The following is a 10,920-nucleotide window of genomic DNA, read 5'->3' on the forward strand; positions in this document are numbered from 1 at the left end:
TTCTTGGGCTTACTTGGCCTTTTCGAGGATCTCGACGAGGCGCCAGCGCTTGGTAGCCGACAGCGGACGCGTCTCCATGAGGAGGACGCGGTCGCCGACACCGGCGGTGTTCTGCTCGTCGTGCGCCTTCACCTTGGTGGTGGAGCGCAGGACCTTCGAGTACCGGGCGTGCTTCTTCCGGTCCTCCAGTGCGACCACGATCGTCTTGTCCATCTTGTCGGACACGACGTAGCCCTCGCGGACCTTGCGGTCGTTGCGCACCTCGGTCGTCACTTCGTTGCTCTCGCTCATGCCGCACCCTCACCAGTGGAAACCGCGTCGGGGGAGGCCGAGAGGCCCAGCTCCCGCTCCCGCATCACGGTGTAGATCCGGGCGATCTCGTGCCGGACCGTGCGCAGGCGGCGGTTGTTGTCGAGCTGCCCGGTGGCCATCTGGAAGCGGAGGTTGAACAGCTCCTCCTTCGCCTCCCTCAGGCGCAGCACGAGCTCTTCCTCGGTGAGCTCACGCAGCTCGGAAGCGGTGGTACCCGCTGCCATCAGAACTCACCACCCTCACGCGTAACGATGCGGCACTTCATCGGGAGCTTGTGGATCGCGCGACGCAGCGCCTCGCGGGCCACAGCCTCGTTCGGGAAGCTCATCTCGAAGAGCACCCGACCCGGCTTGACGTTGGCCACCCACCACTCCGGCGAGCCCTTGCCGGAACCCATGCGGGTCTCGGCCGGCTTCTTGGTCAGCGGGCGGTCCGGGAAGATGTTGATCCAGACCTTGCCACCACGGCGGATGTGCCGGGTGATGGCGATACGAGCCGACTCGATCTGCCGGTTGGTCACGTAGGCGGGCTCCAGAGCCTGGATGCCGAACTCGCCGAAGGTGACCCTCGTGCCGCCCTTGGCAGCACCGGACCGTCCGGGGTGGTGCTGCTTGCGGTGCTTAACCCTGCGCGGGATGAGCACGACTCAGCCCTCCGTCTTCTCTTCGGTCGGCGCGGCGGCCTGGTCGCCCGCAGCGGCCCGGCCGGCCTCGGTGCTGGTCGCGGTGGTGCCGCTGGCGCCGGAACGACGCGCCCGGTTCGGGCGGTCGGCACGGTCGCGGTCACGACGCGGCGCGCGGTCGGCCGCCGGGGCGGCGTCACGCTCACGCTTGGCGCTGATGCCACCGACGATGTCGCCCTTGTAGATCCACACCTTCACGCCGATCCGGCCGAACGTGGTGCGGGCCTCGAAGAAGCCGTAGTCGATGTCGGCGCGCAGCGTGTGCAGCGGCACGCGGCCGTCGCGGTAGTGCTCGGAGCGGGACATCTCGGCGCCGCCGAGACGACCGCCGCACTGCACGCGGATGCCCTTCACCTGCGGGGAACGCATGGCCGACTGGATGGCCTTGCGCATCGCGCGGCGGAAGGCGACGCGGTTGGACAGCTGCTCCGCCACGCCCTGCGCGACGAGCTGCGCGTCCGACTCGGGGCTCTTCACCTCGAGGATGTTGAGCTGCACCTGCTTCTTGGTGAGCTTCTCCAGCTCACCGCGGATGCGGTCGGCTTCCGCGCCGCGGCGGCCGATGACGATGCCCGGCCGGGCGGTGTGGATGTCGACGCGAACCCGGTCACGGGTGCGCTCGATCTCCACCTTGGAGATGCCGGCACGCTCCATGCCGCGCGAGAGCAGCTTGCGGATCTTGACATCCTCGGCCACGTACTCGGCGTACTGCTTGTCGGCGTACCAGCGGGACTTCCAGTCGGTGGTGATCCCCAGCCGGAAGCCGTGCGGGTTGATCTTCTGACCCACTACCGAGCACTTCCCTTCGCGCTGGTCTTCTTGGGACGGCTCTCCACCTCGACGGTGATGTGGCTCGTCCGCTTGCGGATCCGGTAGGCGCGGCCCTGGGCGCGCGGACGGAACCGCTTGAGGGTCGGACCCTCGTCCACGTAGACCTTCGACACCCACAGGGTGTCGGGGTCCAGGGACAGGTTGTTCTCGGCGTTGGCCACGGCGCTCTGCAGCACCTTGCGGACCGGCTCACTTGCCGCCTGCGGCGCGAACTGGAGCACGGCCAGGGCCTCGCTGGCGCTACGACCCCTGATGAGCTCGACGACGCGACGCACCTTCATCGGCGTGTCACGGACGTAGCGAGCCCGAGCCACGGCGCGCGGGAACTCCGGCGCTTCGGCTTCGTTACGGGCGTTCATCGCTGCTTCCCCTTGCTCTTCCTCTAGTTCGTCGCCTAGCGACGGCGCGACTTCCGGTCGTCCTTGATGTGGCCCTTGAACGTGCGGGTCGGGGCGAACTCGCCGAGCTTGTGCCCGACCATCGCCTCCGTCACGAACACCGGCACGTGCTTGCGGCCGTCGTGCACCGCGATCGTGTGGCCCAGCATGTCGGGGATGATCGTCGACCGGCGTGACCAGGTCTTGATGACGGTCTTCTTGCCCGACTCGTTGAGGACGTCCACCTTCTTGAGCAGGTGGTCGTCCACGAAGGGGCCCTTCTTAAGGCTGCGAGGCATCCTTCACTCCCTCCCTGCTCAGCGCTTCTTACCGGTGCGACGACGCCGGACGATGAGCTTGTCGCTTGGCTTGCGGCGGCGGGTTCGACCCTCGGGCTTGCCGGCCGGGTTCACCGGGTGGCGACCACCGGAGGTCTTGCCCTCACCACCACCGTGCGGGTGGTCGACCGGGTTCATGGCGACACCGCGGACGGTGGGCTTCTTGCCCTTCCACCGCATGCGGCCGGCCTTGCCCCAGTTGATGTTCTGGTGCTCGGCGTTGCCGACCTCGCCGACCGTGGCGCGGCACCGGACGTCCACGTTGCGGATCTCGCCCGAGGGCATCCGCAGCTGGGCGTAGGGGCCGTCCTTGGCGACGAGCTGCACGCTCGCACCGGCCGAGCGAGCGATCTTCGCGCCACCGCCGGGGCGGAGCTCGATCGCGTGGATCACCGTGCCGACGGGGATGTTGCGCAGCGGCAGGTTGTTGCCCGGCTTGATGTCGGCCTTGGGGCCGTTCTCCACGACGTCGCCCTGCTGCAGCTTGGACGGCGCGATGATGTACCGCTTCTCGCCGTCGAAGTAGTGCAGCAGCGCGATGCGCGCGGTGCGGTTGGGGTCGTACTCGATGTGCGCGACCTTGGCCGGCACGCCGTCCTTGTCGGTGCGGCGGAAGTCGATCAGGCGGTACGCACGCTTGTGGCCGCCACCCTTGTGCCGCGTCGTGATCTTGCCCGACGCGTTGCGGCCACCGCGGCCGTGCAGCGGGCGGACCAGCGACTTCTCCGGCGTCGTCCGAGTGATCTCGGCGAAGTCGGAGACGCTCGCACCGCGACGACCGGGGGTCGTCGGCTTGTACTTGCGAATGCCCATCTCTACGCAGTCCTCGTCGTCATCAGGCGGCCGGGCCGCCGAAGATCTCGATCGGCTTGCTCTCGGCGGACAGCGTCACGATGGCGCGCTTGGTGTCCTTGCGCTTGCCGTAACCGGTGCGGGTGCGCTTGCGCTTGCCCTGCCGGTTGATCGTGTTGACGCTGACGACCTTGACGCCGAAGACCTTCTCCACGGCAATCTTGATCTGGGTCTTGTTCGAGCCGGGAGCCACCACGAAGGTGTACTTGTTCTCCTCGAGCAGCCCGTAGGACTTCTCGGAGATGACCGGCGCGAGCAGGATGTCCCGGTGGTCGGGGATCACTTCGCGGCCTCCTCGTCGACCTCGGACGACTCGGCGGTGGCCTCGGCGGAGCCCTGCCCGTGCTGGGCCTTGCTCGCCAGGAACACGTCCAGCGCGTCCTTGGTGAACACCACGTCGTCGTTGACCAGCACGTCGTAGGTGTTGAGCTGGTCCGGCGCGATGATGTGCACGTGCGGCAGGTTGCGCAGGCTGACCCACGAAACCTCGTCGGTGCGCAGCAGCACGGCCAGCACGCGGCGGGCCTCGGTGACCGACTCCAGCACCTTGCGGGCCGCCTTGGTCGACGGCGTGTCGCCCTCGACGAAGCTCGTCACCACGTGGAGCTGGCCGGCGCGCGCCCGGTCGGAGAGGGCGCCGCGCAGGGCGGCGGCCTTCATCTTCTTGGGGGTGCGCTGGCTGTAGTCACGCGGCTGGGGGCCGTGGACGACGCCACCACCGGCGAACTGCGGCGCGCGGGTCGAGCCCTGACGGGCGCGGCCGGTGCCCTTCTGCCGGTACGGCTTCTTGCCACCACCGCGGACGTCGCCGCGGGTCTTGGTGGCGTGCGTGCCCTGGCGGGCCGCGGCCAACTGGGCCACGACGACCTGGTGCAGCAGAGCCACGTTCGCCTGCGCGTCGAAGATCGCGGCGGGCAGCTCGACGGAGCCGTCGGTCTGGCCGGCCGGGGTGCGGATCTCAACGGAAGTCATGATCAGGCACCACCCTTCGCAGCAGTCTTGATGAACACGGTGCCGCCCTTGGGGCCGGGAACGGCGCCCTTGATGAGCAGCAGACCGGACTCGGCGTCCACGCGGTGGACCTTGAGGTTCTGGGTGGTCACACGGACGTGGCCCATGCGACCCGCCATGCGCAGGCCCTTGAACACGCGGCCGGGCGTGGCGCACCCGCCGATGGAGCCCGGCGAGCGGTGCTTGCGCTGCGTGCCGTGGCTCGCGCCGAGGCCGTGGAAGCCGTGGCGCTTCATGACACCCGCGGTGCCCTTGCCCTTGCTGGTGCCGACCACGTCGACCACCGCGCCGGCCTCGAAGACCTCGGCGGTGACTTCCTGGCCGACCGTGTACTCGGACGCGTCCGTGGTGCGCAGCTCCGCCAAGTGCCGGCGGGGCGTGACGCCCGCCTTGGCGTAGTGGCCCGCGACGGGCTTGTTGACCTTGCGCGGGTCGATCGCGCCGAAGGCCAGCTGCACGGCCGAGTAGCCGTCGTTCTCCTGGGTCCGAACCTGGGTGACCACGTTCGGCTCGGCCTTGACGACGGTAACCGGAACGATCCGGTTGTTCTCGTCGAAGACCTGAGTCATGCCGAGCTTGGTGCCCAGGAGGCCCTTAACCTGCCTGTCAGACATGGGTCTCGTTACTCTCCGCCCCAAATGGGATCAACACTGCCGCGTCCAACGCTTACTGGATGTTGACGTCGACGCTCGCCGGCAGGTCGATGCGCATGAGCGCGTCCACCGTCTTCGGCGTCGGGTCGAGGATGTCGATCAGACGCTTGTGCGTGCGCATCTCGAAGTGCTCGCGCGAGTCCTTGTACTTGTGCGGCGAGCGGATGACGCAGTAAACGTTCTTCTCAGTGGGCAGCGGCACAGGCCCGACGACCCGAGCGCCGGTGCGCGTCACGGTCTCGACGATCTTGCGCGCGGACGCGTCGATCGCCTCGTGGTCGTAGGCCTTGAGCCGGATGCGGATCTTCTGTCCCGCCATGATGGCTTGCCGTTCCTCTGCTTCTAGTACCGCTGCGGTGCGGGCACCTTGCACGAGGTCACGGGACCTCCGGCGCGCTCCGCCCCCTATTCAGGATTGACACCGAGCGGTGTCACGGTGCCCGGTCCACGCGGTCGGGCGTGTCGCGCCCTTGCGCATAGACCGGTCCCACTGATGAAACCTGTGGGATTGTCTTGCTCGATCGAACCCCACTCGTGACGGGGCGGCCGAGTCCAGAACTCGAACCGGCCGCCCCGACGAGCAACCCGTCAATGGTCGCACACGTGGGTGCGCAGACCAAATCGGGGGGTGTGATTAGAGCCAGATCACTTGATGATCTTGGTGACCGAGCCCGCACCCACGGTGCGGCCACCCTCGCGGATGGCGAACCGCAGACCCTCGTCCATGGCGATCGGCTGGATCAGCTTGACCGACATCGACGTGGTGTCGCCCGGCATGACCATCTCGGTGCCCTCGGGGAGGGTCACGACGCCGGTCACGTCGGTGGTGCGGAAGTAGAACTGCGGACGGTAGTTGTTGAAGAACGGCGTGTGGCGGCCACCCTCGTCCTTCGACAGGATGTAGACCTGCGCCTCGAACTCGGTGTGCGGGGTGGTGGTGCCCGGCTTCACGATCACCATGCCGCGCTCCACCTCCTCGCGCTTGATGCCGCGGAGCAGCAGCGCCGCGTTGTCGCCGGCGCGACCCTCGTCGAGGAACTTCTTGAACATTTCGATCGAGGTGACCGTCGTCTTCTTCGAGGTCTCCTTGATGCCGACGATCTCGACCTCTTCGTTGACCTTGATGATGCCGCGCTCGATACGACCGGTCACCACGGTGCCACGACCGGTGATGGTGAACACGTCCTCGACCGGCATCAGGAACGGCCGGTCGACCTCGCGCTCGGGCTCCGGGATGTTCTCGTCCACGGCGTCCATGAGGCCGATGAGCTTCTCGCCCCACTCGGCGTCGCCCTCCAGCGCCTTCAGCGCGGAGACGCGGACGACCGGCAGGTCGTCACCGGGGAACTCGTACTCGGAGAGCAGCTCGCGGACCTCGAGCTCGACGAGCTCCAGGATCTCCTCGTCGTCCACCATGTCGGCCTTGTTCAGGGCGACCACGATGTAGGGCACACCGACCTGGCGGGCCAGGAGCACGTGCTCCTTGGTCTGCGGCATCGGGCCGTCGGTCGCCGCGACCACCAGGATGGCGCCGTCCATCTGCGCCGCACCGGTGATCATGTTCTTGATGTAGTCGGCGTGACCGGGGCAGTCGACGTGCGCGTAGTGGCGCTTGTCGGTCTGGTACTCGATGTGCGCGATCGAGATCGTGATGCCGCGCTGCTTCTCCTCCGGCGCCTTGTCGATCTGGTCGAACGGCGTGAAGGGGTTCAGGTCCGGGTACTTGTCGTGCAGGACCTTGGAGATCGCAGCGGTCAGCGTCGTCTTACCGTGGTCGATGTGACCAATGGTGCCGATGTTGACGTGCGGCTTCGTCCGCTCGAACTTCGCCTTCGCCACTGGAATGTCCTCCTGGACTTCTATTGCTTAGCCCGGCGGGCGGATTGCTGTCCGCCGGGCTTCACGTCAGGGTCGGTTGTGCGGACCCCGGGGCATCCCCCCGGAGAGCCCGCGTGGTGCTGCGGTGCTCCGGTTGGGGTTACTCGCCCGTCGCCTTCGCGATGATCTCCTTCGCGACGTTCGCGGGAACCTCGGCGTAGGAGTCAAAGGTCATCGAGTAGTTCGCGCGACCCTGGGTCTTGGACCGCAGGTCGCCGACATACCCGAACATCTCCGACAGCGGGACCAGCGCCTTGACGACGCGGGTGCCACTGCGCTCTTCCATGGCCTGGATCTGGCCACGGCGGGAGTTCAAGTCGCCGATCACGTCGCCCATGTACTCCTCGGGCGTCGTGACCTCGACGGCCATCAACGGCTCGAGGATGGCCGGGCTCGCCTGGCGGGCGGCTTCCTTCAGCGCCATGGAGCCCGCGATCTTGAACGCCATCTCCGACGAGTCGACCTCGTGGTAGGCGCCGTCGACCAGGGTCACCTTGACGCCGACCAGCGGGTAGCCCGCCAGCACGCCGTACTGCATCGCGTCCTGGGCGCCCGCGTCCACCGACGGGATGTACTCCCGGGGGATGCGACCACCGGTGACCGCGTTGACGAACTCGTAGAGAGCGCCGTCCTCGGTCTTCTCCAGCGGCTCCAGGTCGATGAGGACCTTCGCGAACTGGCCGGAGCCACCGGTCTGCTTCTTGTGGGTGTAGGAGTACTTCTCCACCTTGCGGCGGATCGTCTCCCGGTACGCCACCTGGGGCTTGCCGATGTTGGCCTCGACCTTGAACTCGCGGCGCATGCGGTCCACCAGGATGTCCAGGTGGAGCTCGCCCATGCCGGCGATGATGGTCTGACCGGTCTCCTGGTCGAGGTTGACCCGGAACGTCGGGTCCTCCTCGGCCAGCTTCTGGATCGCGGTGCCCAGCTTCTCCTGGTCGGCCTTCGTCTTCGGCTCGATCGCCACCTGGATGACCGGCTCGGGGAAGGTCATGGACTCCAGCACGATGGGCGCCTGCGGGTCGCAGAGCGTCTCACCGGTGGTGGTGTCCTTCAGGCCGATCACGGCGTAGATGTGGCCGGCCATGGCCTCGTCGACCGGGTTCTCCTTGTTGGCGTGCATCTGGAAGATCTTCCCGATGCGCTCCTTGCGGTCCTTGGTCGAGTTGATGACCTGGGTGCCCGCGGCGACCTTGCCCGAGTAGACCCGGATGTAGGTGAGCTTGCCGAAGAACGGGTGCGCGGCGATCTTGAACGCGAGCGCGGAGAACGGCTCTTCGGTCTTCGGCGCGCGGAAGGCCGGCGTCTCGCCGTCCTGCAGCGTGCCCTCGACCGGCGGGAGGTCCAGCGGAGCCGGCAGGAAGTCGATCACCGCGTCGAGCATGGGCTGGACGCCCTTGTTCTTGAACGCCGAGCCGCACAGCACCGGGTAGGCGGAGCGGTTCTTGACGATCGCGCGGATGCCGGCCTTGATCTGCTCGACGGTGAACTCCTCGCCGCCGAGGTAGGCCTCCATCAGGGCGTCGTCGGTCTCGGCGACGGCCTCGACGAGCGCCTCGCGGTACTCGGCGGCCTTGTCGGCGAGGTCGGCCGGGATCTCCTCGACCGTGTAGTCCTCGCCCTTCTGGACCTCGCCGCGCCAGGTCAGCGCGCGCATCTCGACCAGGTCGACGACGCCGATGAAGTCGCTCTCGGCCCCGATCGGGATCTGGATCGGCAGCGGCTTCGCGCCGAGGCGCTCCTGGATCGTCCGCACGGTGAAGTAGAAGTCCGCGCCCAGCTTGTCCATCTTGTTGACGAAGCAGATGCGCGGGACGTCGTACTTGGTCGCCTGGCGCCAGACCTGCTCGGACTGGGGCTCGACGCCTTCCTTGCCGTCGAACACGGCAACGGCACCGTCGAGGACGCGGAGGTTGCGCTCCACCTCGACGGTGAAGTCGACGTGGCCCGGCGTGTCGATGATGTTGATCTGGTGGTTCTTCCAGAAGCACGTCGTCGCGGCCGACGTGATCGTGATGCCGCGCTCCTGCTCCTGCTCCATCCAGTCCATCACCGCGGCGCCGTCGTGGACCTCGCCGATCTTGTAGCTGATCCCGGTGTAGAACAGGATCCGCTCGGTCGTCGTGGTCTTGCCCGCGTCGATGTGGGCCATGATCCCGATGTTGCGGACCTTGGCCAGGTCGGTGAGCACGTCCTGTGCCACGGGTGTCTTCCCCTGTCTTGAGCTAGCTGGTAGCAGGCTCACTAGGGCTGGGAGGCGCCAGGCGGGCTGCCCAGTGGGATCCACTGTCGGCAACCCGCCGGGCGTCACGTCACCAGCGGTAGTGGGCGAAGGCCTTGTTCGACTCGGCCATCTTGTGCGTGTCCTCGCGGCGCTTGACGCTCGCGCCCAGGCCGTTGCTCGCGTCGAGCAGCTCGTTCATCAGGCGCTCGATCATGGTCTTCTCACGGCGCTGCCGGGAGAAGGTGATCAGCCAGCGGAGGGCGAGCGTGGTCGAGCGACCCGGCTTCACCTCGACGGGCACCTGGTAGGTGGCGCCACCGACGCGGCGGGACTTCACCTCGAGCGCGGGCTTGACGTTGTCCAGAGCGCGCTTGAGCGTGACGACCGGGTCGGTGCCGGTCTTGTCGCGGGCGCCCTCGAGGGCGCCGTACACGATCCGCTCGGCCACGGAGCGCTTGCCGTCGACCAGCACCTTGTTGATGAGCTGGGTCACCAGCGGAGAGCTGTAGACCGGGTCGGAGATCAGCGGCCGCTTCGGGGCCGGTCCCTTGCGGGGCATCAGCTCTTCTCCTTCTTCGCGCCGTACCGGCTGCGAGCCTGCTTGCGGTTCTTCACGCCCTGCGTGTCGAGCGAACCGCGGATGATCTTGTAGCGGACACCGGGGAGGTCCTTCACACGACCGCCGCGCACGAGCACCATCGAGTGCTCCTGGAGGTTGTGGCCCTCACCGGGGATGTAAGCCGTGACCTCGATGCCGCTCGTGAGCTTCACGCGGGCGACCTTGCGCAGAGCCGAGTTCGGCTTCTTGGGCGTGGTCGTGTAGACGCGGGTGCACACACCGCGCCGCTGCGGGCTGCCCTTGAGCGCCGCGGTCTTCTGCTTGGCGACCTTGTCCTGCCGGCCCTTGCGGACCAGCTGCTGGATCGTTGGCATACGCCGGCTGCTTCTTCCCTTTACGTGCCCGCCGCGTGGGCGACGAGCCCTGTTTACTTGGTCCCTCTCTGCACCCGAGGTCGGGCGTGTCGCCGCCTTCAGCCAAGCTGAACGGGCAACGCCGTACCCCAGGTCCGCAGGCGACATCCCAGGATGCCCCTACGCGTGGAGGTCACCGCGGCCGGCTTTCCAGCACCACTGGCGCGTAGGCACGCGGAGCGGCCCGACATGGGTCGGGCACGAGTACCAAAGATACCCCGCCTGCTTCCCACGGGTCAAAACGGGTCCGCCACCCGGCCTGATCGAGTAAACAGAGCACGCAAGTCGACGAACCACGGGGGGTCGGTCCGTGTCGGACCTTCACGCCCGCGCGCTCGAGGAGGCCGGCCGCAAGGCCGAAGAGCGTCTCGCGGGTTATCAGAACATGAAAGAGCGGATGGCGCAGCTTCGCGTGACCGCCGTTTCACCCGATCGAGTGGTGAGCGTGGTCGCCGGACCGGGTGGTTCCATCCTCGACGTCCAGCTCCAGCCGGACGCCCAGCGCATCCCGCCGCACGCGCTGTCCCGCACCATCATGAGCACGCTCCAGCAGGCCGTCGCCGAGTCGGCGCGCCGGTCGGCGGAGGTGGTGCAGGAGTTCGCGGGCGACCAGATCGACATCGTCGCGCGGGTGAACAAGGTGCAGGAGGACGTGTTCGGCGTGAACCCGGCCGAGCAGGCCCCGCCACCGCCGCCGCCGAACGCGCCCGCGCCCGGCGCGTCATTCCTCCAGCAGGCGAACGCGCGCCCGCCGATGCCGCCTCCGCCGCCACCGCGCCCGCACGTGCCG

The 10,920-nt window shown here is 67.7% G+C and carries 16 protein-coding genes; 1 reads left to right on the forward strand and 15 read right to left on the reverse strand.

What is annotated here, in order from left to right; all coding sequences use genetic code 11:
* Window positions 1-9: 9 nt before the first annotated feature.
* The 15 genes from rpsQ to rpsL form a co-directional block, all read right to left on the reverse strand.
* On the reverse strand, window positions 10-291 hold the full coding sequence (rpsQ, locus tag ACFQ3T_RS12775) for a 30S ribosomal protein S17 (protein ID WP_380723453.1): 282 nt from the start codon (window positions 289-291) through the stop codon (window positions 10-12).
* Window positions 288-536, reverse strand: coding sequence for a 50S ribosomal protein L29 (gene rpmC, locus ACFQ3T_RS12780; protein ID WP_033428581.1), 249 nt, complete (start codon window positions 534-536; stop codon window positions 288-290). Before rpmC ends, rpsQ begins: the two co-directional genes overlap by 4 nt.
* A complete protein-coding gene (gene rplP, locus ACFQ3T_RS12785; protein WP_033436719.1) occupies window positions 536-955 on the reverse strand; it encodes a 50S ribosomal protein L16 in 420 nt (139 codons plus the stop codon). Before rplP ends, rpmC begins: the two co-directional genes overlap by 1 nt.
* Before the next feature lie 3 nt (window positions 956-958).
* Complete coding sequence (gene rpsC / locus ACFQ3T_RS12790) at window positions 959-1,783, reverse strand: 30S ribosomal protein S3 (protein WP_380723454.1); 825 nt, start codon at window positions 1,781-1,783, stop codon at window positions 959-961.
* On the reverse strand, window positions 1,783-2,184 hold the full coding sequence (rplV, locus tag ACFQ3T_RS12795; RefSeq protein WP_380723455.1) for a 50S ribosomal protein L22: 402 nt from the start codon (window positions 2,182-2,184) through the stop codon (window positions 1,783-1,785). Before rplV ends, rpsC begins: the two co-directional genes overlap by 1 nt.
* Before the next feature lie 35 nt (window positions 2,185-2,219).
* On the reverse strand, window positions 2,220-2,501 hold the full coding sequence (gene rpsS, locus ACFQ3T_RS12800) for a 30S ribosomal protein S19 (RefSeq protein WP_015105260.1): 282 nt from the start codon (window positions 2,499-2,501) through the stop codon (window positions 2,220-2,222).
* A gap of 18 nt (window positions 2,502-2,519) precedes the next feature.
* A complete protein-coding gene (rplB, locus tag ACFQ3T_RS12805) occupies window positions 2,520-3,353 on the reverse strand; it encodes a 50S ribosomal protein L2 (protein WP_380723456.1) in 834 nt (277 codons plus the stop codon).
* A 22-nt stretch (window positions 3,354-3,375) separates the two neighbouring features.
* Window positions 3,376-3,675, reverse strand: a complete 300-nt coding sequence (gene rplW / locus ACFQ3T_RS12810) for a 50S ribosomal protein L23 (protein ID WP_073885918.1) — start codon at window positions 3,673-3,675, stop codon at window positions 3,376-3,378.
* The gene (gene rplD, locus ACFQ3T_RS12815; RefSeq protein ID WP_380723457.1) at window positions 3,672-4,364 is read right to left on the reverse strand and encodes a 50S ribosomal protein L4; all 693 of its coding nucleotides are present in this window, start codon (window positions 4,362-4,364) and stop codon (window positions 3,672-3,674) included. Before rplD ends, rplW begins: the two co-directional genes overlap by 4 nt.
* 2 nt (window positions 4,365-4,366) lie before the next feature.
* Complete coding sequence (rplC, locus tag ACFQ3T_RS12820; RefSeq protein ID WP_380723458.1) at window positions 4,367-5,017, reverse strand: 50S ribosomal protein L3; 651 nt, start codon at window positions 5,015-5,017, stop codon at window positions 4,367-4,369.
* Window positions 5,018-5,069: 52 nt separating this feature from the next.
* On the reverse strand, window positions 5,070-5,375 hold the full coding sequence (rpsJ, locus tag ACFQ3T_RS12825) for a 30S ribosomal protein S10 (RefSeq protein WP_003938093.1): 306 nt from the start codon (window positions 5,373-5,375) through the stop codon (window positions 5,070-5,072).
* Window positions 5,376-5,701: 326 nt separating this feature from the next.
* A complete protein-coding gene (tuf, locus tag ACFQ3T_RS12830) occupies window positions 5,702-6,895 on the reverse strand; it encodes an elongation factor Tu (protein ID WP_073885921.1) in 1,194 nt (397 codons plus the stop codon).
* Window positions 6,896-7,034: 139 nt separating this feature from the next.
* A complete protein-coding gene (gene fusA, locus ACFQ3T_RS12835) occupies window positions 7,035-9,137 on the reverse strand; it encodes an elongation factor G (protein WP_380723459.1) in 2,103 nt (700 codons plus the stop codon).
* A 109-nt stretch (window positions 9,138-9,246) separates the two neighbouring features.
* The gene (gene rpsG / locus ACFQ3T_RS12840; protein WP_053715239.1) at window positions 9,247-9,717 is read right to left on the reverse strand and encodes a 30S ribosomal protein S7; all 471 of its coding nucleotides are present in this window, start codon (window positions 9,715-9,717) and stop codon (window positions 9,247-9,249) included.
* Window positions 9,717-10,091: a 30S ribosomal protein S12 gene (gene rpsL / locus ACFQ3T_RS12845; RefSeq protein WP_030473471.1), complete on the reverse strand. Its 375-nt coding sequence runs from the start codon at window positions 10,089-10,091 to the stop codon at window positions 9,717-9,719. The genes rpsG and rpsL overlap by 1 nt, the downstream gene beginning before the upstream one ends.
* A 349-nt stretch (window positions 10,092-10,440) precedes the next feature.
* On the opposite strand from rpsL, the gene ACFQ3T_RS12850 reads away from it, so the two are divergent.
* Window positions 10,441-10,920: YbaB/EbfC family nucleoid-associated protein (locus ACFQ3T_RS12850; protein ID WP_380723460.1), on the forward strand; the 480-nt coding region annotated here is incomplete at its 3' end.

Origin of the sequence: Saccharothrix hoggarensis (genome assembly GCF_042678885.1) — a bacterium.
GTDB lineage: Bacteria > Actinomycetota > Actinomycetes > Mycobacteriales > Pseudonocardiaceae > Actinosynnema > Actinosynnema hoggarensis.

Coding starts and splice junctions, on each gene's coding strand:
- rpsQ (WP_380723453.1), bottom strand. CDS start 291: ATGAGCGAGAGCAACGAAGTGACGACCGAGGTGCGCAACGACCGCAAG.
- rpmC (WP_033428581.1), bottom strand. CDS start 536: ATGGCAGCGGGTACCACCGCTTCCGAGCTGCGTGAGCTCACCGAGGAA.
- rplV (WP_380723455.1), bottom strand. CDS start 2,184: ATGAACGCCCGTAACGAAGCCGAAGCGCCGGAGTTCCCGCGCGCCGTG.
- rpsS (WP_015105260.1), bottom strand. CDS start 2,501: ATGCCTCGCAGCCTTAAGAAGGGCCCCTTCGTGGACGACCACCTGCTC.
- rplB (WP_380723456.1), bottom strand. CDS start 3,353: ATGGGCATTCGCAAGTACAAGCCGACGACCCCCGGTCGTCGCGGTGCG.
- rplD (WP_380723457.1), bottom strand. CDS start 4,364: ATGACTTCCGTTGAGATCCGCACCCCGGCCGGCCAGACCGACGGCTCC.
- rplC (WP_380723458.1), bottom strand. CDS start 5,017: ATGTCTGACAGGCAGGTTAAGGGCCTCCTGGGCACCAAGCTCGGCATG.
- rpsJ (WP_003938093.1), bottom strand. CDS start 5,375: ATGGCGGGACAGAAGATCCGCATCCGGCTCAAGGCCTACGACCACGAG.
- rpsG (WP_053715239.1), bottom strand. CDS start 9,717: ATGCCCCGCAAGGGACCGGCCCCGAAGCGGCCGCTGATCTCCGACCCG.
- rpsL (WP_030473471.1), bottom strand. CDS start 10,091: ATGCCAACGATCCAGCAGCTGGTCCGCAAGGGCCGGCAGGACAAGGTC.